The organism is Mesorhizobium caraganae (assembly GCF_016836705.1).
Lineage (GTDB): Bacteria > Pseudomonadota > Alphaproteobacteria > Rhizobiales > Rhizobiaceae > Mesorhizobium > Mesorhizobium caraganae.
Genome location: NZ_JAFCGY010000002.1, coordinates 258,837 through 285,230, shown reverse-complemented (window position 1 = coordinate 285,230; position 26,394 = coordinate 258,837). Strand labels below are relative to the sequence as shown.

The window sequence follows — 26,394 nt, the reverse complement described above, 5'->3', positions numbered from 1 at the left end:
AGTCAAGCCCGCGAGCAGCATTTCGGCCCCCGTTCCACCCGGAAGCTGACCTCGAGTCCCTGTTCTGAAAGGCTTTTTGCCGATCACTCCTGATGAAAACCGCTCACGAATCGTTTGCTGGCTCTTCTTATTTCCGCCACAGGCGCTAGCTTTTGCATGACAGTTCTATGACAGAACGGGGACGCGAGTGGAAAAACGCGTTGCTTGGGCCGGGGGAAGAAGAGAAGTGGCAAGGATCAGGAAGGGCGCGGCAGTACCCGCGCCACAGTTCTTGGAAGACGATCCGTCCACCGGCTACCTGCCGGGGCGCAGATGGCCTGTCATCCGCTACGGTCTGGTCACGCTGCTTGCTTCCGCCGTCCTGGTGTTCGCCATCGAATGGATCGTGCGCGGCGACTTCTTCGGCACGGTCGACTTCTTCCTGCAACCCTTCAAGCCGGGCTGGACCACCATCATCGTCTTTGCGCTGGTGCTGATCGGACTGGACGCCGTGCTTGGCCGCAGCCACCAAAGCCTGATGATCGTGGCGCCGCTGACGCTGGCGCTGGCCTTTGTCGGGCACCAGAAGTCCCATTATCTCGGCGATCCGCTCTACCCGACCGATTTCCTCTATTCGCGCCAGATCATGGCGCTGATGCCGCTTCTGGTGCGCGAGCGGCCCTGGACGGCGGTGGCCATGGCGGTCGGCATCGTCGCCGGCCTGTCGCTGCTGGTCTATGGCTGGCGGCTGTGGCGCCGCAAGGTGCCGATCCTCAGCCGCAAGGGGCGCCTGGCGCGATTGACGCTGGCAGTGCCGCTGCTCGCCTTCTTCGTCTCGATCATGGATTACGCCACCTTCTCGTGGACCCGCGACCGGCTGCAGATCATCCCGATCATGTGGGACCAGAAGGAGAACTACGCCTCCAACGGGTTTGCGCTGGCTTTCGCGCTCAACGTGCCGATGGCGCATGTCTCGGCGCCAGTGGGCTATTCCGACAAGGCGATCGATGCGATCGACAGACCGGATGTGACGGCCTCGGTGCCGGATGAGAAACCCGACATCATCGTGGTGATGAGCGAATCCTTCTGGGATCCGACCAAGCTGCCCGGCGTCACCATCACGCCGGACCCGATCCCCAATGTGCGCGCTTTGCGCTCGGGCTACATGTTCTCGCCGGAATTCGGCGGCATGACCGCCAACATCGAATTCGAGGCGCTGACCGGCTTTTCCAATGCCTTCCTGCCGGCGGGCTCAATCCCCTATCAGCAATATGTGCGCACGCCGACGCCGTCGCTGGCGACCTTCCTGAAAAGCGAAGGCTATCGGGCGCGCGCCATCCATCCCGGCACCAACTGGTTCTGGAATCGCGGCGCGGTCTATGCCGATTTCGGCTTCAACGATTTCCGCTCGGAAGAGACGCTGCCGCCGCTGGAGAAGCGCGGGCCGCTGGCCTCCGACGCGGCAATGACCGACGAGATCATCGCAGAGGCCGACGCCAGCGAAGACCCGGTGTTCTTCTTCGCCGTCAGCCTGCAGAACCACGGCCCCTACGAGCCGTACCGCTATTACAACCCGACCCACAAGGTCGCGGCACCCATCAGCACATGGGCGCGGGAATCGCTGCTCAGCTACGCCGAGGGTTCGGCCGATGCCGACCGTGGCCTTGAACGGCTGATCGAATGGGCGAAGAAGCGCGAGCGGCCGACGGTCATAGCCTTCTTCGGCGACCATCTGCCGCCGCTTGGTCCCGTCTATGTTGAGACCGGCTTCCTCAAAGACAATGTCGCGCCGCGCAAGGAGCCGACGCCGGAGGCAGCACTTGAGCACCACCAGACGCCGCTGATCATCTGGTCGAACAGCACCGGCCCGGCGCAGGATATGGGCGCGGTCAGCCCGGCCTTCCTGCCCTACCACATCCTGACCACCGCCGGGATCACGCACCCCTACTACACCGGCTTCCTCGGCGCGCTGCGCGAACGCTACCGCGTCGTCGATCGCAATCTCCTGCTGACACCGTCAGGCGAAGCGACGCCCGACTGGGCGCGGCAGAAGGACATCGATCCGGCGATCAACGATTTCCGCCTGCTGCAATACGACATGATGTTCGGCAAGCGTAAGGCCGCACCCGACTTCTTTCCCGAAACGATGGACAGGGTCGCCCATACAAGTTGACGCCCGGCGTTTTTCGATCCTGCGACGCCAAGGATGCTGTCTGGAACGGCGTCCTACCCTTGCCTTCCCGCCAAATTGCTATATAGACGCCCGCAATCTGCCGGTCCTTGCTGGGGGCTGAACGGAGGGCCGTTGTTTTCCCAGGGGAAAGCGGCGTGTGAAGCCAGAAGCGCTTCCGCCTCCCGTGTCTCCGCTCTCGACCGTCTCGAAATGCTCCTTTCTTCCCCGCCCCTTCGGGACCAGCGGGTCAGAGAAGTTGCAGAGGCTTTTGCCGCGAGGGTCCGGGAGAGAAACGAAGAAAGGCATTGAACCACTATGGCTCTATACGAACATGTGTTTCTTGCCCGGCAGGACCTCTCGCAGCAGCAGGTCGATGCGCTTGTCGAACAGTACAAGGGCGTCATCTCCGCAAATGGCGGGTCCGTCGGCCGGGTCGAGAACTGGGGACTGAAGTCCCTCACCTACCGGGTCAACAAGAACCGGAAGGCTTACTACACGCTCATGGACCTCACCTGCCCGCCGGCAGCGCTCAACGAGATGGAGCGCCAGATGGGTCTGTCCGAAGACGTGCTGCGTTTCCTGACCGTCAAGGTCGAGGCGCATGAGGAAGGCCCGTCGGCCATGATGCAGAAGCGCGAAGAGCGCTCGGAACGCGGCGGCTTCGGCGACCGCGACCGTGGCGATCGTGGTCCGCGCTCGTTTGGCGATCGTGATCGCGGCGACCGTGGCGATCGTCCGCCGCGCTCATTTGGCGACGCCGGTGGCGATCGTGGTCCGCGCCGTCCGCGCGAAGGCGTTGAAGGGGGTGCAGAATAATGGTCGACATCAATCAGATCCCGACCCGGCGCCCGTTCCATCGTCGCCGCAAGACCTGTCCGTTCTCCGGCGCCAACGCGCCCAAGATCGACTACAAGGACGTGCGTCTGCTGCAGCGCTACATTTCCGAGCGCGGCAAGATCGTGCCGTCGCGCATCACCGCCGTCAGCCAGAAGAAGCAGCGCGAACTCGCCAAGGCGATCAAGCGCGCCCGCTTCCTCGGCCTGCTGCCCTACGTGGTTCGCTAAGACTTTCGAGCGGGCGGTTCGCCGCCCGCTCTATTCTCCCACGGCGACGGGCGCCGCAGGGAGTAATTTGATGATGCATGTCGTTGTCCCAAAACCGGGACCCACTTCTGGGCGACATGCATTGAAATCCCGAGTTGAGGTGAAAAGCCTCTAACTGCCGCGACAGGCAGGACAGCGACACCGGCGCCAAGGCGCTCAGAGCTTCCTGACCTGTTCCACTCAATTCGGCGCCGACCTTGTGATCGGTGCCCAGACGAAGGAACAAAACCATGGAAGTCATTCTTCTCGAACGCGTTTCCCGCCTCGGCCAGATGGGCGATACCGTCAAGGTCAAGGACGGCTTTGCCCGCAACTTCCTCTTGCCGCAGGGCAAGGCGCTGCGCGCCAACGAAGCCAACAAGAAGAAGTTCGAGGGCCAGCGCGCCCAGCTCGAAGCCCGCAACCTCGAACGCAAGTCGGAAGCCAGCCAGGTTGCCGAAAAGCTCGACGGCAAGAGCTTCATCGCCGTGCGTTCGGCCGGCGAGACCGGCCAGCTATACGGTTCGGTGTCGACCCGCGACATCGCCGAACTGCTGACAGCGGAAGGCTTCTCGGTCAACCGCAACCAGATCCAGCTCAACCAGCCGATCAAGACCATCGGCGTCACCAATGTGGCGATCGCGCTGCATCCGGAAGTCGAGGTCACCATCAGCCTCAACATCGCCCGCACGGCCGATGAAGCCGAGCGTCAGGCCAAGGGCGAAACGCTGACCACCGCCGAAGCCATCTATGGCGACGACATCAACGACAATGCGCGGCCGGAGAACTTCTTCGACCCGAACACCGAGTTCGAAGGCGGCGAAGACAACGCCTGATCGCCTAACGACAAGCGAGGGAGCGGCACTCCCCAATCACATTGTCGTCATCCAGCCTTTGTGGACCAATGCCCGGGCCTCTCGCCCGGGCATTTTTGTACCAAATGGAACTTTTCGAACCCCTATATATTGTTGCAGAGTTAGCCCGCCAGTCTGACCGTGAGGGGACATTTGGTGATGAATATCCTGTTGAAGCGCGTTCTCGACCGCCTGGTGCGCACAGGCAATCTCAAAGTCACCGGGCCGACGGGTTCGACGCATGTGTTCGGCGACGGCAGCGGCGAGCCGGTGCACATGCACATCAAGACCAAGCATGCCGAACGCGCCATCACCTTCGATCCGATGCTGGCGGTGCCGGAATCTTACATGGATGGCGAACTGGACATCCTTGAGGGCGGCGTTCTCGGCCTGATGCGCATCGCCTTCCAGAACATGGGCAGCGGCGGCATCGACGCCACCTGGTCGAAGGCGATCGAGGGCCTGCGCCACGCCTTCCGCCGTCTGCAGCAGATCAACACCGCCTCGCGCTCGCGCCGCAACGTGCAGCGCCACTACGATCTGTCGGGCGACCTCTACCGGCTCTTCCTCGATGAGGACATGCAGTATTCCTGCGCCTATTTCGAGCAGCCGGACATGACGCTCGACGAGGCGCAGGTCGCCAAGAAGCGCCACATCGCCGCCAAGCTCAGGCTGAAGGCCGGCCAGACCGTGCTCGACATCGGCTCCGGCTGGGGCGGGCTAGGCCTCTATCTCGCCAAGGCCTTCGACGTCGACGTGCAAGGCGTGACGCTGTCTACCGAGCAGCACGGCGTCGCCACCGACCGGGCGCATGCGCAAGGCCTGCAGGACCGGGTGCATTTCGACCTGAAGGACTACCGCGAACTCAACGAACGCTTCGACCGCATCGTCTCGGTCGGCATGTTCGAGCATGTCGGCGTCAACCATTTCCGCACCTTCTTCGAGAAGTCGGCGACGCTGTTGAAGCCGGACGGCGTCATGCTGCTGCACACGATAGGCCGCTCCGGCGTGCCGTGGGCGACCAGCGCCTTCGTCCGCAAATACATCTTCCCCGGCGGCTACATCCCTTCGTTGTCGGAGGTGATGCCGGCAATCGAAAAGTCGGGGCTGGTGGTTACCGACATCGAGATTCTGCGGCTGCACTATGCCGATACGCTGAAGCACTGGGGCCAGCGCTTTGCCGCCAACCGCGACAAGGCCAAGGCCATCTATGACGAGCGCTTCTGCAGGATGTGGGAGTTCTATCTCGCCGCCTCGGAAGCGGCCTTCCGCTGGCAGGATCTGGTGATCTTCCAGATCCAGATCGCCAAGAAGAACGACACGCTGCCGATGACGCGCGACTACATGGCCAAATGTGAAAAGGCACTGGAAATGCGCGAGATTGGGCATCGCCACGAACAACCGGTCGCCCAGCCTGCCGTTGCCCAGGCTGTTGCTACAAGGTCAGCTGTTGCCAAGTCCGCGCGCCGCCGCAAGGTGGCGGATCGCGAGTAGCCGGAGGCCCCATCGGCCTTGCCATCGCCTGCCCAAACATGAAAAAGGTCTCGCTATGCCGAGACCTTTTTCATGACCTACCTCCTCTACATCGCCGCCGCATTGGCCGAGATCGCCGGCTGCTTTTCCTTCTGGGCCTGGTGGCGGCTTGAAAAGTCACCGCTGTGGCTGGCGCCTGGCCTCGTCTCGCTTGCATTGTTCGGCTTCCTGCTGGCACTGGTCGACACCAATGCCGCCGGCCGCGCCTACGCCGCCTATGGCGGCATCTACATTGCGGCCTCGCTCGGCTGGCTGTGGCTGGCGGAAGGCGTGCGCCCGGACCGCTGGGATCTTGCCGGCGCGGCGCTTTGCATTGCCGGCGCCTCTGTCATCCTGTTCGCACCGCACGGAGCCTGAGCGTGGAACTGCCAGCACCGCTCAGACAAGGCGTCGACCGCCTGCTCGAAACGATACCGCTGCCGGCGTTGCGCCAGGCGGCGAAGACGCTGTCGGACCGCTACCGTGCCGAACTGCGCGACGGCCGCCTGCACATGGCCGAGGAGATGGCGGTAAAAGCCTATCTGGCGACGCGGCTGCCGGCGACCTATGCGGCCGCGCGCGCCAGCCTCGACGCGCTCGCCGAGGCACGGCCCGATTTCCAGCCAAAAACCCTGCTCGATGTCGGCGCCGGCCCTGGTACGGTGCTCTGGGCCGCCACGGACCTCTGGCCAGACCTCGAACAGGCGGTGCTGTTTGAGGCCGGCGCCGCGGTGCGCAAGGTCGGCCAGTCGCTCGCTCTTGATACCATTGTCGCGAGCACCGACTGGCGCGCCGGCGACGTCACCATCGATCTTGCCGATCTCAAGCCTGCCGATCTCGTCACCTGCGCCTATGTGCTGGACGAGATCGCGCCGGCATCGCTGCCGAAGCTTGTCGGCCGGCTCTGGCAGTTGACCGGCGACACGCTGCTGATTGTCGAGCCGGGCACGCCGGCCGGCTGGCAGCGCATCCTGGCGGTGCGCCGGCAATTGCTTGAGGCCGGCGCGCATGTGCTGGCCCCCTGCCCGCACGAGGCGCCCTGCCCGCTTGAGCCGCCCGACTGGTGCCATTTTTCGCGCCGCGTCGCCCGCTCGCGCCTGCATCGCCTGGCCAAGGATGCCGAAGTGCCCTGGGAGGACGAGAAGTTCATCTACGTCGTGGCGTCGCGGCAGCCAGCGGCCTCCCGCGCCGCGCGCGTCATTGCGCCGCCGAAAGCCGGCTCCGGCAAGGTGCTGCTCAAATTGTGCCGGCCGGACGGCAGCGCCGGCGAGACGCTTTTCACCAAGCGCGACGGCGAGCTGTTCAAGCAAGCGCGGCGGTTGGACTGGGGCGATACGTTGGACGAGAGAAGCCGATAGCCGCCGAGATTGTTCTTGCTTCGTTCCTGTCGAACCAATACAATCACCACTTGGCGAGTCAATCGGAATCAGAGCACGGGAATTCTGTCCTGTGGACGGTTTGCCGTCCCCTGTGGACAGCGGGCATCAACGCCGATTGGACGCAACTGATGCATATAAGTCAGCATCGGATCTTTCGCGTTCTGGTATCGAGAAGCCGGGATCGAAATCGGGGACATCATGGCAGAGGCAGCACGAAAATTCGGCGTGGCGGAGCAACCGCTTTATCGTGAGGCGCCAAACAACATCGAGGCCGAGCAGGCGCTGCTCGGCGCCATCCTCGTCAACAACGATGCCTTCTACCGCGTCTCCGACTTCCTCAAGGCCGGCCATTTCTATGAGCCGCTGCACAGGAAGATCTTCGAGGTCGCGGCCGAACTCATCCGCATGGGCAAGGTGGCGACCCCGATCACCCTAAAAACCTTCCTGCCGGCCGACGAGAAGGTCGGCGACATGACGGTGGCGCAGTATGTCGTGCGGCTCGCCGTCGAGGCCGTCACCGTCGTCAACGCCACCGACTATGGCCGCGCCATCTATGACCTCGCCACGCGCCGCGCGCTGATCACCGTCGGCGAGGACATGGTCAACATCGCCTATGACGCACCGGTCGACATGGCGCCGTCCGAGCAGATCGAGGATGCCGAGCGGCGGCTGTTCGAACTGGCCGAAACCGGCCGCTACGATGGCGGCTTCGAGAGTTTCACCGACGCCGTCAAGACCGCCGTCGACATGGCCAACGCCGCCTATATGCGCGACGGCCATCTGTCGGGCGTCGCCACCGGCCTGCGCGATCTCGACCGCCGCATGGGCGGGTTGCAGCCCTCCGATCTGATTATCATCGCCGGCCGCCCCGGCATGGGCAAGACATCGCTCGCCACCAACATGGCCTTCAACATCGCCGAGGCCTATGTGCCGGCGCAGCAGGCCGACGGGTCGTTCAAGGCCGCCAATGGCGGCGTCGTCGGCTTCTTCTCACTGGAAATGTCGTCCGAACAGCTGGCGACCCGAATCATTTCCGAGCAGACCGAGATTCCATCGTCAAAAATCCGCCGCGGCGAGATTTCCGAGATGGATTTCGAAAAGCTGGTCGCCTGCTCGCAGACCATGCAGAAGATCCCGCTGTTCATCGACCAGACCGGCGGTATCTCGATCGCGCAGCTCTCGGCACGTGCGCGGCGACTGAAGCGCCAGCGCGGCCTCGACCTCATCGTCATCGACTATATCCAGCTGATGCAGGGTTCCAGCGCCAAGGCCTCGCAGAACCGCGTACAGGAAATCACCGAGATCACCACCGGCCTCAAGGCGCTGGCCAAGGAGCTGTCCGTGCCGATCATCGCGCTGTCGCAGCTGTCGCGTCAGGTCGAAAGCCGCGAGGACAAGCGCCCGCAGCTCTCCGACCTGCGTGAATCCGGCTCGATCGAGCAGGACGCCGACGTGGTGATCTTCGTCTATCGCGAGGAATATTATCTGAAGAACCGCGAACCCAAGCCCGGCACCGACGAATACATCAAGTGGGAACACGAGATGAACGAGATGCGCGGCAAGGCCGAAGTCATCGTCGCCAAGCAGCGCCACGGCCCGACCGGTTCGGTCAGCCTCGCTTTCCAGGGCGAATTCACCCGCTTCTCCGATCTCGCCGAAGAGCATCATATTGCGGAGAGGTTTGAGTAGAAATGGTTGCGGAGCAGCCGATTGGACTTTAGCGATATCTACCAGCGGATGAAATTTGAAGCTTACGAAATTTCCGCAGATGAACGCACGCAACTTACTGACTACTTGAAATCCGCCGAGTCGATTTCTCATGCGGAATCGCATGCTGGTTTGCTGGTATCCAGCGAGCCGACCCCTGAGAATATTGTGCTAGTGAGGAAATTCCTCGCCAGACATGTTGAAGACTATACGCGAAGCGCGGCAGTGACCGGTCTCTATCGAATCTGGAAGCAGGGAGACACCTCCGATATCGAGGATCTCCTGGACCTTCTGGCACTTTGGTCAGTGGAAACTCGGCACAACACGTCTATCGTAGCAATCGGGTGTGCGTTCCTTCTCATGCATCGACTTCAGGATCGCCGTCTTTCTCTGGCGCTAGGGCGACTTCTGGAAACGCTGCACGAAGCAGTTATGCAAGACAACGATCTGGCAGTCGGCCTGTTCATCCACGCCTGTTGGTCCGCATATGACAATTGGGCCCAGATCAATCGACAGCGCCGTGCCCATTTCGATGCAATCGAAGAGGCTTTGCCTATCTATTGGGATCGCCAGAAATACCTTTTGGAACCAATAAACTGATGGCTAAATCCCGCGTCCAGTTCATTTGTCAGAATTGCGGCTCGGTGCATCAGCGCTGGGCCGGCAAATGCGATGCTTGCGGCGAGTGGAACACGCTCGTCGAGGAAGGCACGTCGGGCGGCATCGGCTCTGGCCCGGCCAACACGCGCAATGCCCGCAAGGGCCGCGCCGTGGTGCTGACCAGCCTGTCCGGCGACATCGAGGATGCGCCGCGCATCATCTCGGGCATTGGCGAGCTTGATCGCGCCACCGGCGGCGGTTTCGTGCGTGGCTCGGCGCTGCTGGTCGGCGGCGATCCCGGCATCGGCAAGTCGACGCTGCTCACCCAGGCTGCGGCAGCATTGGCGTCAAAAGGCCACCGCATCGTCTATGTCTCGGGCGAAGAGGCCGTCGCCCAGATCAGGCTGCGCGCACAACGGCTTGGGGTCGCCGACACACCCGTCGAACTTGCCGCCGAGACCAATGTCGAGGACATCCTGGCAACAATCGCCGACGGCAGAAGGCCGGACCTCGTCATCCTCGATTCGATCCAGACGCTGTGGACCGACATGGCCGATTCGGCGCCCGGCACCGTCACCCAGGTGCGCGCCGCCGCCCAGGCGATGATCCGCTATGCCAAATCCACGGGCGCCGCCATCGTTCTGGTCGGCCATGTCACCAAGGACGGCCAGATCGCGGGCCCGCGCGTCGTCGAGCACATGGTCGACGCCGTGCTCTATTTCGAAGGCGAAGGCGGCCACCACTACCGCATCCTGCGCACGGTGAAGAACCGTTTCGGCCCGACCGACGAGATCGGAGTCTTCGAAATGTCGGACATGGGCCTGCGCGAAGTCGCCAATCCGTCGGAGCTGTTCCTCGGCGAACGCCATGCGAAATCGCCCGGTGCCGCGGTGTTCGCCGGGATGGAAGGCACGCGTCCGGTGCTGGTCGAGATCCAGGCGCTGGTGGCGCCGTCGTCGCTGGGTACGCCGCGCCGTGCCGTCGTCGGCTGGGACGGTGCGCGGCTGTCGATGATTTTGGCCGTGCTCGAAGCGCATTGCGGGGTGCGCTTCGGCACCCACGATGTCTATCTCAACGTCGCCGGCGGCTACCGGATTTCGGAGCCGGCCGCCGATCTGGCGGTCGCCGCTGCACTGGTTTCGTCGCTCACCGGTCTTGCCCTTCCCGCCGATTGCGTCTATTTCGGCGAAATCAGCCTGTCGGGCGCAGTGAGGCCGGTTGCGCATGCGCAACAGCGCCTTAAAGAGGCCGAAAAGCTGGGTTTTGGAAGTGCGGTTCTGCCCTTGGGCAGCGAGGAGGTTGTCGGGGGGATCGGGACCGGCGCTTTCCAGCCAACCGAACTTGCCGATCTCGTGGCGCGCATAGCCGGCTCACGGCGCAGCCGTGTCGACGAGGAAGACTAACGCGGCTCGGCCGAGCCGTGAAAAGACAATCGGAGTGGGGCGAACAACATGCCGATTACGCTGCTTGACGGAATTCTCGTCGGCTTCACCCTGGTCTCGGCGATGCTCGCCATGGTTCGCGGCCTGTCACGCGAGATCCTGTCCGTCGTCTCCTGGGCCGCGGCCGCCGTGGCGGCGTTCTTCTTCTACAAGCCGGTGCTGCCTTACGTTCAGCCCTATGTGGAAAGTGACAAGATCGCCATGGCGGCGTCCGCCGGCATCGTCTTCCTCATCGCGCTGATCGTCGTTTCCGTTATCACCATGAAACTTGCCGACTGGATCATCGATTCCAGGATCGGCGCGCTCGACCGTACGCTCGGCTTCCTCTACGGCGCGGCGCGCGGCATCCTCGTCGTCGCGGTGGCGCTCTTGTTCTTCAACTGGCTGGCCGGCGCCAAGGCTCCGGCCTGGATCGCCAACGCAAAGTCGAGGCCGCTGCTCGAAACCATCGGCGCCAAGCTGGAAAGCCTGCTGCCCGAGGATCCGGAAAACGCCATCCTGAAGAAGCTAAACCCGAATCAGCCGGCAGCACCTGAGACGCCCCCGGCAGCCGATACACCGGCGGCGGATGCGCCGGCAGCCGGCGAGGATGCGCCCGCGCCCGACGACGAGACCGACGCTCCGGCCGACAATGCGCCGGCACAGCCCGCCGCTCCGGCGCCCGCGCCGGCAAACTGACCTGGAACGGTATGGCGCCCACCGGGCGGGCGCCATTTATGAGCTGACTATGGTGTGAACGGCGCACGGAGTGCGTTGCTTTCGCGGCGCTCTCGCCTTATATGGCCATTTTAGCGGAGCTAGAGCCCCATGGCAGTTTCGAAGGCAGACGCAGACGACGTGCTTTCCGCCGAAGCAGACGACCATTTTCACGACGAATGCGGCGTGTTCGGCATTTTCGGCCGGCAGGACGCCGCGGCCATCGTCACGCTTGGCCTGCATGCACTGCAGCATCGCGGCCAGGAAGCGGCCGGCATCGTCTCCTATGACGGCACGCAGTTCCATGTCGAACGCCATGTCGGGCTGATCGGCGACACCTTCACCAAGCAGCACGTCATCGACAGCCTGCAAGGCAACCGCGCCATAGGCCACACGCGCTACGCCACCACCGGCGGTGCCGGCATGCGCAACATCCAGCCCTTCTTCGCCGAACTCGCCGATGGCGGCTTTGCCGTCGCTCACAACGGCAACCTCACCAACGCCATGACCGTGCAGCGCGCGCTGCAGAAGCAGGGCGCGATCTTCTCGTCGACCTCCGACACCGAGACGCTGCTGCATCTGGTTGCGACCAGCAAGGAGCGCGATTTGAATTCGCGCTTCATCGACGCCGTGCGTCAGGTCGAAGGCGCCTTCTCGCTGGTGGCGATGACCTCCAAGAAGATGATCGGCTGCCGCGATCCGCTCGGCATCCGGCCGCTGGTGCTCGGCGACCTCGACGGCGCCTGGATCCTGGCCTCCGAAACCTGCGCGCTCGACATTATCGGCGCCCGCTTCGTGCGCGACCTGAAGCCTGGCGAGATGGTCGTCGTGACGTCCAAGGGCATCGAGAGCCTGTTTCCGTTCGAGCCGCAGAAGACCCGCTTCTGCATCTTCGAATATGTCTATTTCGCCCGTCCGGATTCCTCGGTCGAAGGCCGCAACGTCTATGAGGTGCGCAAGCGCATCGGCGCCGAGCTGGCCCAGGAAAGCCCGGTCGAGGCCGATATCGTCGTGCCGGTGCCGGATTCCGGCACGCCAGCGGCGATCGGCTTTTCCCAGGCTGCCGGCATTCCCTTCGAGCTCGGCATCATCCGCAACCACTATGTCGGCCGCACCTTCATCCAGCCCGGCGATTCGATCCGCCATATGGGCGTCAAGCTCAAGCACAACGCCAACCGTCGCATGATCGAGGGCAAGCGCGTGGTGCTGGTCGACGATTCCATCGTGCGCGGCACCACCAGCCAGAAGATCGTGCAGATGGTGCGCGATGCCGGCGCCCGGGAAGTGCATATGCGCATCGCCTCGCCGCCGACCAGTGCGTCGTGCTTCTACGGTGTCGACACGCCGGAGAAGTCGAAGCTTTTGGCGTCACGCATGTCGATCGAGGAAATGGCCGAATTCATCCGCGTCGATTCGCTCGGCTTCCTTACCATTGACGGGCTCTACCGCGCCGTTGGCGAGGCCGGCCGCGACAATGAGCAGCCGCAATTCTGCGATGCCTGTTTCACCGGCCAGTACCCGACCCGCCTGCTCGACTTCGAAGGCCACGACAATGTGCGCACGCTGTCGCTGCTGGCGAACAACGGGGCGTAAAGCCCAACTGCCATCCTTGAAAGCGCTCGCATGACCCTCGACCTCTCCGGCCGCGTCGCGGTCGTTACCGGCGCCTCGCGCGGCATCGGCTATTTCATCGCGAAAGAACTTGCCGCCGCCGGCGCGCATGTGATTGCGGTCGCCCGCACGGTTGGAGGGCTGGAAGAGCTCGACGACCAGATCAAGGCTGAACGCGCCAAAACCGGCAAGGGCGAAGCGACGCTGGTGCCGCTCGATCTTGCCGATATGCCCGGCATTGATCGGCTAGGTGGCGCCATTCACGAGCGCTGGGGCAAGCTCGACATACTGGTGGCCAATGCCGGCGTGCTCGGCGTCATCTCGCCGATCGGCCATGTCGAGGCGAAAACCTTCGAGAAGGTGATGACCATCAACGTCACCTCGACCTGGCGGCTGATCCGCTCGGTCGACCCGCTGCTCAGGCTCTCCGACGCCGGCCGCGCCATTCTCATGTCCTCCGGGGCCGCGCATTCGGCGCGCGCCTTCTGGGCGCCCTATGCGGCATCGAAGGCGGCCGTGGAAGCCATGATGCGCTCGTGGGCGCATGAGACCCAAAGCCTGCCGCTGCGCGTCAATGCCGTCGACCCAGGCGCCACCCGCACCGCCATGCGTGCTCAGGTGGCACCCGGCGAGGATCCGGAGACGCTGCCGCATCCCTCAGAAATTGCGAAGCGCATCGTGCCGCTGGCCAGCCCCGAGCTGAAAGAGACAGGGCTGATCTTCCAAGCCAAGAACCAACGCTTCGTCGCTTACCGGCAGCCGGAATAAAAGCTGGGCTGAAGCGGGATTAAACAGGCCTCCAGTTACGTTTCTTCGAATGTAGGACATTCGAAACCGGAGGACCGACATGCGCAGACTTCTTCTCGTTGCCGCCGCAGCGCTTGCAGCCACAGCTGGCGCAGCCCTCGCCCAAGACGCCAAGATGAGCTTCTTCGTCACCAGTGTCGGGTCCGGCAAGGGCGCCGATCTCGGCGGTCTCAAGGGTGCGGACGCCCACTGCGCCTCCCTGGCGGAAGCGGCCGGGGTTACCGGCAAGGAATGGCACGCCTATCTCTCGACCGCCGACGTCGATGCGCGCGACCGCATCGGCAAGGGTCCGTGGCTCAACGCCAAGGGCGAAAAGATCGCCGATGACGTCGCCTCGCTGCACGGCGACACCAACGCCATCACCAAGCAGACGGCACTGAACGAGAAGGGCGAAGTGGTCAACGGCCGTGGCGACAAGCCGAACCGGCACGACATTTTGACCGGCTCGAAGCCCGACGGCACCAAGATCGCCGACCAGACTTGCGGCGACTGGACGCTAAGTGGCGCGGAGGGCGCGGCGATGATAGGCCATCACGACCGCACCGGCCTTGATGAGTCGGCGGCGGCGAAATCCTGGAACTCCTCGCACGCCTCGCGCGGCGGCTGCAGCCAGGAGGCGCTGAAAGGCACCGGCGGCGACGGTCTGTTCTACTGCTTTGCCACGAACTGAGCGCAAGCTCAGGGGCGTGGTTCGCTCACGGGTCTGTGATGGTCCGGCGGGCCGCTCCCCCTTCGCCCTGCTTTCGCCATCAGCCGGGAGTTGCTAGGGTTCGATCCGAATCCGACATCCAGCAAAGCGAGGAATTCCCATGGCTGCTCCCAGCGTAGCATTGGTCTGGTACCTGGTGATCGCCGGCCCGCAAGGCGGCATGGTGGTGCTGCCGAGCACCTTCGACACCCGCGAACAATGCACCAACGCCATCACCGAATACCAGAAGCAGCCGACCCCGGCCGGCTGGGCGGTGAACTGCGTGCCAAGCGCCTCGCCCTTCACCGACGAAGGTGATGCGGAAGAGCCGGCGGCGCAGTAGCGTAATCTCCCCCCTTGAGGGGGAGATGGCCGCAAAGCGGCCAGAGGGGGTCGCCTCGCGTAGAGTGCCAACCTCCTTCTGCGCAAAGGGCGTCGCGTCCAGTCGGCCCGCCCCCCTCTGTCGCCTTCGGCGACATCTCCCCCTCAAGGGGGGAGATCAACGCTGCGCTGAAACCACCAGCTCCGGCTTGCTGTTGATCGTCTGAAATACCACGCAATAGCGTTCCGTCAGCTTGATCAGCGCGTCGATGCGCTCCTGCGGCTCGTCGGTGTCGAGGTTGAAATTCAGCCGGATGGCGCGGAAGCCGACCGGGGCATCCTTGGCCACACCCAGCGTGCCGCGAAAATCGAGATCGCCCTCGGCCTCGACGGTCGCCGCGCCGAGCCTGAACTCCAGCGCCGTCGCCACCGCCTTCAGCGTCACGCCGGCGCAGGCGACCAGCGCCTCGAGCAGCATATCGCCCGAACAAAGTTCGAGCCCGGAGCCGCCGGTTGCCGGATGCAGCCCGGCCACCGCCAGCGCCCTGCCCGTCTCGACCTTGCAGGCGATCGATTGGTCGTCGATCGAACCCCTGGCGCGAAGCGTGATCAGCGCCTGCGCGGCATCGCCGCGATAAGCCTCCTTGAGCGGCGCCTGCATGGCTTTGAGTGCGGTGGCGTCCATGGTGGTCTGTCCTTTCGAGTCCTTCACGCTTTGATAGCACTGATATGCCGGTGGGACAGAGGGGCCACGACGTCGCGAATAGTTACTTTGACTTCGACCGCCTAGACCATACCTATGCGGGAGCCATTCCGGAGGTGTCATGCGTGCCAAGCTGAAGCTTATTCCCGCAATTCTCCTGGTGCTTGTCGCCTTCGCGCAGCCCGGCCTCTCCGAAACGCCCGAGCGCCCCGCCCCTGCCGGCGGTGTGCTTTCGCTGCTGCCGGCGCCGCAGATCACCAGCCATTCGATCACCATTGCCGGGCGCAAACTCGACTACCAGGCAAAGGCCGGCACGCTGTCGCTGCTGTCCGGCAAGGGCGAGGTCACGGCGGAAATCTTCTATGTCGCCTACTCGCTGCCGCCGGCGGCGGGCGCGGAGAAGGCTCGCCCCATCACCTTCGTCTTCAATGGCGGCCCCGGCGCCGCGTCCGCCTATCTGCATCTCGGTGCACTCGGCCCGCGCGTCATCGCGACCGGGGCCGACGGGCAATTCCTGCCGCCGCCGCAAAAGCTGATCGACAATCCCGACAGCTGGCTCGATATGACCGATCTCGTCTTTGTCGATCCGGTCGGCACCGGCTACAGCCGCGAGGCACCCGGCCAGGACACGAAAGATTTCTGGGGCGTCAGCCAGGATGCCAGTTCGATCGGCGCCTTCATCCGGCTTTATCTCGCCCAGAATGGCCGCACAGGATCGCCACTCTTCCTTGCCGGCGAAAGCTATGGCGGATTCCGTGCGGCACTGCTTGCCAGAACCCTGCAGGAAGATGTCGGCCTGAGCCCGAACGGCATCGTGCTGATCTCGCCGGCGCTGGAATTCACGCTGGTGCTGCCGGACGAGTTTCAGCCGCTGCATTGGGCGCTGGAACTGCCCTCGCTGGCGGCGGTGCGGCTGCGCAGCGAAGGCGTCAGCGGCGAGGCGCTACGCGAGAAACTCGCCGAGATCGAGCACTATGCGTTGGGTGACTACCTCACCGCTCTGACCAGCGGGCTGGAACAGGGCGGGCGGCTGGCCAGCCAGCGCGTGGCCGAGATCACCGGCCTGCCGCTCGAGCTCGTGCAGCGCAATTTTGCTCGCATCCCGACCGGCCTTTTCGCGCGCGAATTCCAACGCGCCGGCGGCAAGGTGCTCAGTCCTTATGACGGCATGATCGCCACCAGCGATATCGCCCCCGAGAGCGCGCGCATCGCCGGCCCGGATCCGGTGCTCGACCGCAGCGTGCCGGCATTGACCTCGGCCTTCGTCTCCTATGCACGCGACGAGCTGAATTTTCGCACCGACGTCAGCTACCGGTTGCTCAACGGCGACGTCACCCACAATTGGGACTACGGCAGCTCGCGGCAAGGCTATGCCGGGGTGATGGACGATCTGCAGCGCGCACGTTCGCTGAACCCGGCGCTCGGCGTGGTGATCGTCAATGGCGAAACCGACCTGGTCACGCCCTATCTCGCCTCGCGCTATCTGGTGAACCAGCTTCCGACGCTCGGCGGCGCAAAACCCATCCGTCTCGACGTCGTAGAAGGCGGCCACATGATGTATTTCCGGCCCGACGGAAGGCGCGCGCTGAAGGAGGCCGTTGCGGAGCTCTACCAGGTAACGCAGTGAGGTGGCGAGGTCACGAACCGGTTCCACTGCTGGCCGTTGGCGGACGGCGCCCGGAGAGGGCTTCAACCGCGTCTTCGATGCCGACAACCTGGCGCTCGACGTCCTCCAGATACAATCGCCCGGCCACAATCTGACCGTCCATGATCTCGAACAGCGTGACCCCGCGCACCTCGAAGGGTTGCCCGTCGCTGCGAGTCCCTGACCAATGCCATTCGATCCAGGTCGTGTCACCGTCCTGGACCGAGCGCGTGACCGCCGCGTGGAAGTCAGGTATTCCCGTGAACATGGCCTCCCAGTTGGCGCGCATCTGGTCACGCCCAACGAAGGCTCTGCCCGGGTGCGCCGGCTGTACGCTCCGATAGTTCTCGTGGATGAGAGCGGTGACAGCGTCGAGATGATGCGCGTTCATCGCCGTCACCAGTCGATCGATCACTTCGGTCATCGAAACTCCCGGACTTATGCAGCGCACGCATTGGCGCGCCCTCTCCGTAGTCCGCTGCCGGGGTGAGCCGCGCCGATCAATCCGCGAGCCTCGAAATTACCTGATTGGGCTGGGGCCGTCCAGCATTGCAAGACGCCGAACATGCGCGTCCCGCCGCAGCGCGCAACAGCGTCAGCGACCACTGTTAAGTGGCTTTTGTCCGCGTAAAAGCCCTTTGTAAGCATCAGCGAATGCCGCCGGCCCTTGCCCCAACGTAAGCCCGAAGCTGGCGCAGAGGCGCGCCGGCTGTGCCATGGGATGATGCCCCTGCTGACAGCAAGGTGTCAGGACAGCAAGCGTAGTCTGGTGACATGACGGATTCCCTCGACAAACCCGACACGCTCATGAACAGCGCGGCCAGCATCGCCGCCGAGCGCACGCTCGGCATCGCCCTGGTCTCGGCGTCGGCCGTCGCATTCGCCCTCACCGGGGTGTTGACCAAATCGATCCATGCCGACCCGCTGACCATCACTTGCTGGCGCGGCTTTGTCGGCTCGATCCTGATCACCTTCTATGTGCTGTGGCGTCGCCGCCGCTCCGGCGGGCGGGAAAGCTTGCGACCCGGTTGGCGCGGCTGGTTGCTGGCGGTTGAGGGTGCGGCGGCTAGCATCGCCTTCATCTCGGCGTTCAAGTTCACCTATGTCGCCAATGTGGCGGTCATCTATGCCACCGCGCCCTTCATCACCGCGCTGCTCGCCTTCGTGCTGGTGCGCGAGCCTTTCCGCGCGCAGACGCTTGTTGCTGCAGCAGCGTCGCTGTGCGGCGTGGCGATCATGGTCGGTTCCGGCTTCGGCAGCGGCCATCTGTTCGGCGATGGGCTCGCACTGCTGATGACCGCCGGCAGCGCGCTCTACATGATCATGGTGCGCGCCTTTCGCGACACGCCGGTGGTGTGGGCGGGCGCGGTGTCGGCCTTCCTTTTGTTCGTGTTCGGCTGGTTCGTCACCGACCCGCTAGCGGTTTCGGCCCACGATGCTGTGCTGCTCGTTGCCTTCGGAGGATCGTTCGCAGCAGCGTCGATCCTATGGACGGAAGGCTCGCGGCTGATCCCGGCGCCCGAATCCGGCCTGCTCGGTGCCGCCGAAGTGCCGTTCGCGATCCTGTTCACCTTCCTGTTCCTGGGCGAGATCGCGCCGACCGCCAGCCTGGCCGGCGGCGCCATCGTTCTGTGCGCGGTTTTTGCCCATGCCGGGCGTGATTGGCTGGTGGCGAGAAAAAGGGCGGCAACCCCATAATTATTTTCGGAGTCATGGAACCATCATTCGGCTCAGGCATTATTGGTGCGACGGGTCACCCCCCAAGTCCCCCCAAACCCCTCGACCCGTCCTCCTTAAAGCCGATCGTAAAGGTCGGCTTTTTCTTTGGATATCAGCCGGCATGGGGAAATCAGCCGGTAAGGCCGGGCAGAGCGAGATTGTCGCTGAGCAAGGCGGCAAGGTCCCGCGCCGGCCGTTCGGCGCCCTGGCCGAGCCTTATGGCGAATTGCGCAATGGGCACCGGCGGCAGGCCGAGCTCGCGCGGTGCGTCGACGATGCCGGAATGGGCAAATCGCGCCGTGCGCAAGGTCAGCGCGATGCCGGCATTGACCGCGGTGCGCAGGCCCGCAAGGCTGGCGCTGCCGGCGGCGATGCGGTAGCGGCGGCCGGCTGCATCGAGGGCTGCGAGTGCCGCTTCGCGAAAGCCGCAATAGGGGTCGAGCAGCGCCAGCGGCAACTCCTCTTCCCGCACGGCAAGCCCCTTTTGCGAACACAGCCACAGCATCGGTTCGCTGAACAGCCCGACTTCGTCATTGGCCGGGGTTTTACGCATGATGATGGCCAGATCGAGCTGACCGACCTGCAGCGCTTCGCCAAGCTCGGCAGAGCGGCCGACGCGCAGTTCGATCCTGACGCGCGGATGGCTGGTTGCAAAGGCCCTGAGTAGCTCCGGCAAGCCCCTGTCGGCGAAATCCTGCGTGGTGCCTATGGCGACGCGGCCGGCGGCGCGCGCGCCTTTCAGTGCCAGCCAGGCCTCGCTGTGCACGGCAAGGATGCGACGGGCATGGCCGACCAGATCCTCGCCGGCCGGCGTCAGCCCGCGGCCGCGTCCCTGTGCCACCAGCAGCGGCTCGCCGACGATCTCCTCCAGCCGCTGCATCTGGGCGGTCACCGCAGAGGGCGAGCGGCCGACAGCGGACGCAGCCTGGGCCAACGAGCCGCCATCGACAAAGGCAAGGAAGGTTTTGAGCAGATCAGGGTCGAGCGCTTGCATACTTCGACAATACAGAACCTTTTGTTCGAAACAATTCGATTTTTTTGATTCTAGGATGATGGCATGGTCTCTCCAACGGCAAACAGATGCCGCTCGACCAAAGGAGAGAAAAATGCCGATCATCAACATCAGCGCCACCGGCAAGCCCGACGCCAAGCTGTCCGCGACAATTGCCAAGGAAATCACTGAGCTGACCGCAACCCATCTGCGCAAGGATCCGACGATCACCGCCGTCGCCGTCAGCTATGTCGACCCGCAGCACTGGTTCGCCGGCGGCAAGTCGCTGGCCGAGCACGGCTCCAACACCTTCTGGCTCGACATCAAGGTGGTTGACGGCACCAACACCAAGCTGGAACTGGAGGCCTATCTGAAGGCGATCTTTGCTACCTTTGGCCAGTTGCTGGGTGGCGTGCATGAGGAGAGCTATGCTTTCGTGCACGAGGTGCCAGCGGCTGCCTACGGTTATGGCGGCAAGAGCCAGGAGTTCCGGTTCATTAGCGGAAGACTGAAGGCGGCGTGAGGAAGCCAACGAGCGCAGCGCCGCCCCTCATCCGCCCTTCGGGCACCTTCTCCCCGTGAACGGGGAGAAGGAAAAACGCTCGACATTGACCTTGCCCCCCATTGCGTTACCCTCTGCTGCGAAGCGGACGAAGAGCCGCGATACCGGAACGTTGGGAGAGACGCGGCATGATCCTGACACTGGCGCTGCTTGCAGGCCTCGTGCTGGCCTGGCTGCTGATTGCCGCGATCGAGACCTTTCGCCTCGACCTGCGCTTCACCCAGGCGCTGCTCTACGTGCCGTTCAAGCTTGCCTACCAGATCGAGGACCGGCGCATCCGCATTGCCCGCAACGCGCCGACGCCGGTGATCTATGTGGTCTCGCACCAGTCGCGCTTCGAGCCGGCACTGATGCTGTCGCTGCTGCCTGACGACACGCTGCACATCTTGGACGAGGCGTCGGCGCGCTCGCTCTGGCTCGAGCCATGGCGCGAGCTTGGCCGCACCATTGCCTTCAACGCCGAGCATTTGTTCGTCAGCCGCCGGCTGGTCAGGGTGCTGAAGGGCAAAGGCCGGCTTGCCGTCTATCTGCCCGACGACGTCGAGCCCGATGTGAAGTCATTTCGCCTCTTCCGTGCAGTTACCCGCATAGCCATGCAGGCCGACGCCACCATCGTGCCGATCTTCGTCGCCGGCGCGCGCGACCTGCCGGTGTCCTTGACGCCAAAGGACCGGGCGCCCCGCCACTGGTTCCCACAACTGTCGATCAGCGTGCTGGAGCCGATGACGATTGCCGAACTGGTGGCGCGCAATCCCGACCAGGCTTCCAACACCAATGCGCTGTTCGACCGCATCGCCGAGGCCAGGCTTTTCGGCAGCAACCTCGATCGCGGCCTGTTCCTCGCCATACGCGATGCAGCGGACCGCACCGGTGCCTCGCATCCGATCATCGAGGATGTGATCAGCGGCTCGCTCAGCTACCGAAAAATGTTCATCGGCGCGCGCGTGCTCGGCCGCCGTTTCGAGGCGGTGACAGCACCGGGCGAAGCGGTCGGGGTGTTGCTGCCCAACGCCAATGGCGTGGTGCTGTCCTTTGTCGGCCTGCTTTCGGCCGGCCGGGTATCGGCGTTGATCAACTACACCGCCGGGCCGGCGAGCGTTACCGCCGCGGTGCGCACGGCGGTCATCCGCACCGTCATCTCATCGCGCGCGTTCGTCGAGAAGGCCGGGATTGCCGACATCATCGCCGCGGTCGAGGCCGGCGGCGCCAAAATGCTGTGGCTGGAGGATGTGCGCGCAAGTATCACCGCGCTGGAAAAGCTCACCGCCGCAGTGCTGTGGCGGTTCCCGCTGCAACGGCAGGACGCTGCCAAGCCGGCCGTGATCCTGTTCACTTCAGGCTCGGAAGGCACGCCCAAGGCCGTGGTGCTGTCGCACCGCAATCTCCACGCCAATGCCATGCAGGCCGAGGCGCGCATTACCATCTCGCCATCCGACATACTGCTCAACGTTCTGCCGGTGTTTCACTCTTTCGGCCTGACCGGCGGCACCATCCTGCCTTTGGTGACCGGGGTAAAGCTGTTCCTCTACCCCTCGCCGCTGCACTACAAGATCATCCCGGAGATCGCGCGCAAGGTGAAGCCGACCGTCATGTTCGGCACCGACACCTTCCTCGCCAATTATGCCCGCACCGCCAAGGATGGCGATTTCTCCAGCCTGCGCTTCGTCGTTGCCGGCGCCGAAGCGGTGAAGCCGGAGACGCGCCGCGTCTACCGCGAGCGCTTCGATGCCTCGATCATCGAGGGGTTCGGGCTGACGGAGGCAGCTCCCGTGGTTGCCGTCAACACCGCCATCCATGGCCGCGACGGCACGGTCGGGCGGCCGTTGCCGGCGATGCGCATGAAGCTGGAACCGGTCGAGGGCATCGAAGGCGCCGGCAGGCTGTGGCTCGACGGGCCGAATTTGATGATGGGCTACATGACGGCGGACCGCCCCGGCGAATTGCAGCCGCTGGACGGCTGGCATGACACCGGCGACATCGTCTCGGTCGACCGCGAGGGCTTCATCACCATTCGCGGCCGGGCCAAACGCTTCGCCAAGATAGCCGGCGAGATGGTATCGCTCGGCGCGGTCGAGATGCTGGTGCAGTCGCTATGGCCGGAAGAGCGCCACGCCGCGGTGGCGGTGCCCGACAAAAGGCGCGGCGAGCGCATCGTGCTGGTCACCACCGCCGACGACGCCGATCCGGAGGAACTGCGCGCCTTCGGCAAGAAGGCGGGTGCGGCCGAGCTGATGGTGCCCAACGACATCGTCAAGGTCGAGGAGATCCCGGTGCTGGGCTCCGGCAAGACCGACTATGTCTCGACCCGCAAATTGGCGATCGATCGGCTGGGGCTGAGTGCTGCGGCCTGAGAGTCCCTCGCCTAAAAGACCGCCGCCGACAACAGCATGATAAGACCGACCCCCATCATCAGCAGGCCCGGCCAGTTCTGCGACAGGCCGAAGAAACCGAGCCCGCGCCGCCGCGGCTCAAGTGTCGGGCCTGTCGTTGCGAGATTTGGCGCTGGGCGATCCGGCGTCGCGGGAGAGGACTTCGGATCGCTGAGCCGCCCGCGCCCGATGACCGCGCCCGCCATGTACACAACGCCAGCGACAGTGAGCAACGCGCCGATAAGGATGACAGCCATTTCTCCTCGCTCTTCTCCAGGGCCTGCCTGACGCAAGTCGCTTGCGAGATTAGCGTTTCGGCGACGCCGCACCTCGCCGCTCATGCCTACCGATATAGCGCGATGGCTTCTCCCGGTCGTCCATAGAGACACAACGGTCAAGATGCCCGGCAGGTTCCGGCAGGGGCCTGTCAGCCAATATCCGAAGGTGGAACCTTCTCGCCTTCGCGCTTGGCACGTTTCGAGTACGCCCGCACGGAAAACGGCAGGAAGATGAGATAGCCCGCGACCGAGGCGGTCAGCGTGTACCAGGGATAGGTCATCAACAGCAGCACGTAGAGCACGACCGCGAGGATGATCGGCAGCACCTTGTCGCCCGGCACTTTCAGGCTTTTGCCGGAGTAGACCGGCAGCCGGCTGACCAGCAGGAAGGCAACCAGGATGGTGAAGCCGGTGGCGACGAAGGCGGCCGGGCGGCTGGGCTCAACGCCAACGCGCAGGAACGACAGATAGAGCGGCAGCATGACCAGCACGGCGCCTGCCGGCGCTGGTACGCCGACGAAATATTCGCTCTGCCAGATCGGGCGATCATTGTCCTCGTCGAGCACGTTGAAGCGCGCGAGCCGTAAGCCGCAGGCGATGGCGAACAGCAGCACCGCGATCCAGCCCGGCGATCCTGCGCGGTCGAGCAGGAAGGCATAGAGCACCAAAGCGGGCGCGACGCCGAAATTGACGATGTCGGCCAGCGAATCCATCTGCGCGCCGAATTTGGACGTCGCCTTCAGCATGCGCGCCAGGCGCCCGTCTATGCCGTCGAGGAAGGCGGCGAGCAGCACCATCACCACCGCCGGCTCGAAACGGCCTTCGAAGCCGAAGCGGATCCCGGACAGCCCGGCGCAGATGGCAAGCACGGTGACCAGATTGGGCAGCACCATGCGCATCGGGATCTCGCGGATGCGCGGGCCGCCGCTGCCGTGTGCCTCGAATTTTTTGAACGGCGCGCCCACGCTTACGAGATCCTGACGAGCGGGGTTGCGGCGATGCCGCCGAACTCGGCGAGTACCGTTTCGCCGCCGACCGCGGTCTGACCGACGGCGACGCGCGGCACGGCGGTGGAAGGCAGGAAGACGTCGACGCGCGAGCCGAAGCGGATCAGGCCGAAGCGTTCGCCGATGGCGATCGAGCCGCCGGTCTCGGCCCAGCAGACGATGCGCCGCGCCAGCAGGCCGGCAATCTGCACGGCGGCGACGGTGCCGTTGGGGCTGTCGATGACCAGGCCGTTGCGCTCATTTTCCGAACTTGCCTTGTCGAGTTCGGCGTTGAGGAATTTGCCCGGCCGGTGCTCGATTTTCGTGATGCGGCCGCGCACTGGGGCGCGGTTCACGTGACAGGAAAAGACGTTCATGAACACCGAGATACGGGTCATCTCGGTGTTGCCGAGGCCGAGCTCGCGCGGCGGCACCGCCGGCCCGACCGCCGAGATGATGCCGTCGGCGGGACTGACCACCAGCCGGTCGTCGACCGGCGTGACGCGCTCGGGATCGCGGAAGAAGTACACACACCAGGCGGTCAGGATCAGGCCGATCCAGAACAGCACCGAGGAGAAATAACCGAGGAACAGCGTGCCCGCGCCGAAGGCGGCGATGAACGGATAGCCCTCGCGATGGATCGGAACGAAGGCATTCTTGACCGAGTCGACGAGGCTCATCGGATGGGGCTCATAGGATGGGGGCGGTCCCTGTTTCAGGTCCGGCCTCAATACCGGAAAGGCTCCGCTGTCGCAACGCAACATTGGGCAAGGCTGCATCGGGCGCGGCCGGAACGTTCTTCCCGAGCGAAAGATCGGTAAACCTGCTGTCGGCGAACCGCCCCCTCGCCCGTCCTTGGTGAGCGATCTTCGTCCTTGCCATGAAGACGCTCACAACAAGGAGTTTCCCAAATGCAAAACCCCACTCAAATGCGGCTTGTTGCTGAAGGCCTCGCTTTCGGCGAATCGCCGCGCTGGCATGACGGACGGCTGTGGCTCTGCAACTGGGGCACCGGCGAGATCGTCGCCGTCGATACCGATGGCAACAGCGAGATCATGCTCAAAATATCGGCCACCCTGCCCTATTCCATCGATTGGCGGACGGACGGACGGCTGCTGGTCATGTCGGGGCGCGAAGGATTGCTGCTGCGGCAGGAGTTGGATGGAACGCTTGCCACCCATGCCGATCTTCGATCGCTGTCGAACACCCCTTGGAACGAGATCGTCGTCGACGGGCGCGCCAATATCTATGTCAATGGCGGCGGGCCAGCGCCGGCGCCGGGCGAGCATTTCGGGCCGGGCACCATAGTGCTGATCACGCCCGACGGCACAATCCGCCAGGTGGCGGACAACATCGCCTTCGCCAACGGCATGGCCGTGACGCCCGACAACAAGACACTGATCATCGCGGAATCGCACGCCAACCGACTGACCGCTTTCGACATCGCTGCGGACGGCAGCCTTGCCAACCGCCGCGTATGGGCCGATCTCGATGGCTTTCCCGACGGCATCTGCCTCGATGCCGACGGTGCTGCCTGGTATGCGGATGTTCCCAACAAGCGCTGCGTGCGGGTGCGCGAGGGTGGTGAGGTCCTGCAGACCGTTGCAGTCGATCGCGGCTGCTTTGCCTGCATGCTGGGCGGACCCGACGGCAGAATCTTGTTCATCGCCGCCGCCGAATGGCGCGGCTTCGAACACATGATCGGCGATGCGCGCACCGGCCAGGTGCTGAGCGCCGAAGCGCCTGCACCTGGCGCGGGCTGGCCGTCTTATAGTCCCGGAATCCGCTGATAGTTTGCGATATCGGCACGAACACCGAGCCGGGTCAGCGTCGCCTGCCGGTCGAAGCCTGCCCGTTCCTGTGCCGCCTTGACGATCGGCACGACATTGTCGACGGCCGCCTGGTTTTGCCATTCGACGATGGTGACGAGGTTGAATTCGCCCGGTCCCGAGAATTGCTCGAGCACGAAATCCCGCACGAAGCCTTGCTGCAGACGCAGCAATTCATGCGTTGCCCTGACTTTGCTGAGGATCTCTTCGCGTGCCTCGGCAGGAACGACGAATTTGTCGACCCTGAACACGGCTTCACTGCCAAGCTGTTGATTGAGTTGATCCATTTCAATTGTCTCCGTTCTTGAACGACTTGGGTTCGGTGGCTCAGGAACGGGTTTGCGATCTCAACTTAGGTTGAGGTCAAGAGGGAATTTTTGGTGAAGGGTGGCGCGGCAGCGACGCTGCAAATCTCCCCCCTTGAGGGGGAGATGGCCGGCAGGCCAGAGGGGGTCGGTTCG

The 26,394-nt window shown here is 64.1% G+C and carries 27 protein-coding genes; 20 read left to right on the top strand and 7 right to left on the bottom strand.

The window, feature by feature from the left end; translation table 11 throughout:
- The first annotated feature begins 226 nt into the window (after positions 1–226).
- The 15 genes from JQK88_RS08985 to JQK88_RS08915 all read left to right on the top strand — a co-directional run bounded on the left by JQK88_RS08985 (position 227) and on the right by JQK88_RS08915 (position 14,873).
- Positions 227–2,152 carry an LTA synthase family protein gene (locus JQK88_RS08985; RefSeq protein WP_203278095.1) on the top strand — a complete coding sequence of 642 codons (1,926 nt, stop codon included), beginning with the start codon at positions 227–229 and terminating at the stop codon, positions 2,150–2,152.
- Between the two features lie 315 nt (positions 2,153–2,467).
- Positions 2,468–2,968, top strand: coding sequence for a 30S ribosomal protein S6 (gene rpsF / locus JQK88_RS08980; RefSeq protein ID WP_112560792.1), 501 nt, complete (start codon positions 2,468–2,470; stop codon positions 2,966–2,968).
- The gene (gene rpsR / locus JQK88_RS08975; protein WP_006203718.1) at positions 2,968–3,216 is read left to right on the top strand and encodes a 30S ribosomal protein S18; all 249 of its coding nucleotides are present in this window, start codon (positions 2,968–2,970) and stop codon (positions 3,214–3,216) included. The genes rpsF and rpsR overlap by 1 nt, the downstream gene beginning before the upstream one ends.
- Positions 3,217–3,485: 269 nt before the next feature.
- The gene (gene rplI, locus JQK88_RS08970; protein ID WP_112560791.1) at positions 3,486–4,070 is read left to right on the top strand and encodes a 50S ribosomal protein L9; all 585 of its coding nucleotides are present in this window, start codon (positions 3,486–3,488) and stop codon (positions 4,068–4,070) included.
- Positions 4,071–4,247: 177 nt separating this feature from the next.
- Entirely contained in the window at positions 4,248–5,582 is a 1,335-nt protein-coding gene (locus tag JQK88_RS08965) for a cyclopropane fatty acid synthase (protein ID WP_203278094.1), read from the top strand.
- Positions 5,583–5,654: 72 nt separating this feature from the next.
- Entirely contained in the window at positions 5,655–5,978 is a 324-nt protein-coding gene (locus JQK88_RS08960) for a YnfA family protein (protein ID WP_192256801.1), read from the top strand.
- 2 nt (positions 5,979–5,980) lie between these two features.
- On the top strand, positions 5,981–6,958 hold the full coding sequence (locus tag JQK88_RS08955) for a small ribosomal subunit Rsm22 family protein (RefSeq protein WP_192256799.1): 978 nt from the start codon (positions 5,981–5,983) through the stop codon (positions 6,956–6,958).
- Between the two features lie 219 nt (positions 6,959–7,177).
- The gene (locus JQK88_RS08950) at positions 7,178–8,668 is read left to right on the top strand and encodes a replicative DNA helicase (RefSeq protein ID WP_112560787.1); all 1,491 of its coding nucleotides are present in this window, start codon (positions 7,178–7,180) and stop codon (positions 8,666–8,668) included.
- Positions 8,669–8,689: 21 nt separating this feature from the next.
- Entirely contained in the window at positions 8,690–9,286 is a 597-nt protein-coding gene (locus JQK88_RS08945) for a hypothetical protein (protein ID WP_192256796.1), read from the top strand.
- Entirely contained in the window at positions 9,286–10,689 is a 1,404-nt protein-coding gene (radA, locus tag JQK88_RS08940; RefSeq protein ID WP_203278093.1) for a DNA repair protein RadA, read from the top strand. Before JQK88_RS08945 ends, radA begins: the two co-directional genes overlap by 1 nt.
- A 48-nt stretch (positions 10,690–10,737) precedes the next feature.
- Entirely contained in the window at positions 10,738–11,406 is a 669-nt protein-coding gene (locus JQK88_RS08935) for a CvpA family protein (protein WP_203278092.1), read from the top strand.
- Between the two features lie 129 nt (positions 11,407–11,535).
- A complete protein-coding gene (gene purF / locus JQK88_RS08930; RefSeq protein WP_112397309.1) occupies positions 11,536–13,017 on the top strand; it encodes an amidophosphoribosyltransferase in 1,482 nt (493 codons plus the stop codon).
- A gap of 30 nt (positions 13,018–13,047) precedes the next feature.
- A complete protein-coding gene (locus tag JQK88_RS08925) occupies positions 13,048–13,803 on the top strand; it encodes an SDR family NAD(P)-dependent oxidoreductase (protein WP_203278091.1) in 756 nt (251 codons plus the stop codon).
- A gap of 79 nt (positions 13,804–13,882) precedes the next feature.
- Complete coding sequence (locus JQK88_RS08920) at positions 13,883–14,512, top strand: hypothetical protein (RefSeq protein WP_203278090.1); 630 nt, start codon at positions 13,883–13,885, stop codon at positions 14,510–14,512.
- A gap of 139 nt (positions 14,513–14,651) precedes the next feature.
- On the top strand, positions 14,652–14,873 hold the full coding sequence (locus JQK88_RS08915) for a hypothetical protein (RefSeq protein WP_023689120.1): 222 nt from the start codon (positions 14,652–14,654) through the stop codon (positions 14,871–14,873).
- A gap of 156 nt (positions 14,874–15,029) precedes the next feature.
- Here the strand turns inward: JQK88_RS08915 and JQK88_RS08910 are convergent, their stop codons facing one another.
- Positions 15,030–15,536, bottom strand: coding sequence for an OsmC family protein (locus tag JQK88_RS08910; protein ID WP_192256789.1), 507 nt, complete (start codon positions 15,534–15,536; stop codon positions 15,030–15,032).
- A gap of 139 nt (positions 15,537–15,675) precedes the next feature.
- Here JQK88_RS08910 and JQK88_RS08905 point away from each other — a divergent pair, with 139 nt between their 5' ends.
- A complete protein-coding gene (locus tag JQK88_RS08905; protein WP_203278089.1) occupies positions 15,676–17,181 on the top strand; it encodes a S10 family peptidase in 1,506 nt (501 codons plus the stop codon).
- A gap of 10 nt (positions 17,182–17,191) precedes the next feature.
- On the opposite strand, the gene JQK88_RS08900 is transcribed toward JQK88_RS08905, so the two are convergent.
- On the bottom strand, positions 17,192–17,623 hold the full coding sequence (locus JQK88_RS08900; protein ID WP_203278088.1) for a nuclear transport factor 2 family protein: 432 nt from the start codon (positions 17,621–17,623) through the stop codon (positions 17,192–17,194).
- A 350-nt stretch (positions 17,624–17,973) separates the two neighbouring features.
- On the opposite strand from JQK88_RS08900, the gene JQK88_RS08895 reads away from it, so the two are divergent.
- Entirely contained in the window at positions 17,974–18,897 is a 924-nt protein-coding gene (locus JQK88_RS08895; RefSeq protein ID WP_376740390.1) for a DMT family transporter, read from the top strand.
- A gap of 151 nt (positions 18,898–19,048) precedes the next feature.
- On the opposite strand, the gene JQK88_RS08890 is transcribed toward JQK88_RS08895, so the two are convergent.
- Positions 19,049–19,912, bottom strand: a complete 864-nt coding sequence (locus JQK88_RS08890; RefSeq protein WP_203278087.1) for a LysR substrate-binding domain-containing protein — start codon at positions 19,910–19,912, stop codon at positions 19,049–19,051.
- 112 nt (positions 19,913–20,024) lie between these two features.
- On the opposite strand from JQK88_RS08890, the gene JQK88_RS08885 reads away from it, so the two are divergent.
- The gene (locus JQK88_RS08885; protein ID WP_203278086.1) at positions 20,025–20,432 is read left to right on the top strand and encodes a tautomerase family protein; all 408 of its coding nucleotides are present in this window, start codon (positions 20,025–20,027) and stop codon (positions 20,430–20,432) included.
- Positions 20,433–20,599: 167 nt separating this feature from the next.
- On the top strand, positions 20,600–22,822 hold the full coding sequence (locus JQK88_RS08880; RefSeq protein WP_192256779.1) for an AMP-binding protein: 2,223 nt from the start codon (positions 20,600–20,602) through the stop codon (positions 22,820–22,822).
- A gap of 11 nt (positions 22,823–22,833) precedes the next feature.
- Here the strand turns inward: JQK88_RS08880 and JQK88_RS08875 are convergent, their stop codons facing one another.
- The 3 genes from JQK88_RS08875 to JQK88_RS08865 all read right to left on the bottom strand — a co-directional run bounded on the left by JQK88_RS08875 (position 22,834) and on the right by JQK88_RS08865 (position 24,784).
- The gene (locus tag JQK88_RS08875) at positions 22,834–23,097 is read right to left on the bottom strand and encodes a hypothetical protein (protein WP_112560775.1); all 264 of its coding nucleotides are present in this window, start codon (positions 23,095–23,097) and stop codon (positions 22,834–22,836) included.
- A 170-nt stretch (positions 23,098–23,267) separates the two neighbouring features.
- The gene (locus tag JQK88_RS08870) at positions 23,268–24,083 is read right to left on the bottom strand and encodes a CDP-alcohol phosphatidyltransferase family protein (protein WP_192256777.1); all 816 of its coding nucleotides are present in this window, start codon (positions 24,081–24,083) and stop codon (positions 23,268–23,270) included.
- A gap of 2 nt (positions 24,084–24,085) precedes the next feature.
- Positions 24,086–24,784 (bottom strand): phosphatidylserine decarboxylase, encoded by a 699-nt coding sequence (locus JQK88_RS08865; protein WP_192256775.1) that lies wholly within the window; start codon positions 24,782–24,784, stop codon positions 24,086–24,088.
- 231 nt (positions 24,785–25,015) lie between these two features.
- Here JQK88_RS08865 and JQK88_RS08860 point away from each other — a divergent pair, with 231 nt between their 5' ends.
- Complete coding sequence (locus JQK88_RS08860) at positions 25,016–25,894, top strand: SMP-30/gluconolactonase/LRE family protein (RefSeq protein ID WP_203278085.1); 879 nt, start codon at positions 25,016–25,018, stop codon at positions 25,892–25,894.
- On the opposite strand, the gene JQK88_RS08855 is transcribed toward JQK88_RS08860, so the two are convergent.
- Positions 25,873–26,220 (bottom strand): antibiotic biosynthesis monooxygenase family protein, encoded by a 348-nt coding sequence (locus JQK88_RS08855; RefSeq protein WP_203278084.1) that lies wholly within the window; start codon positions 26,218–26,220, stop codon positions 25,873–25,875. The two genes, JQK88_RS08860 and JQK88_RS08855, sit on opposite strands and share 22 nt — an antisense overlap.
- Between the last annotated feature and the right edge of the window lie 174 nt (positions 26,221–26,394).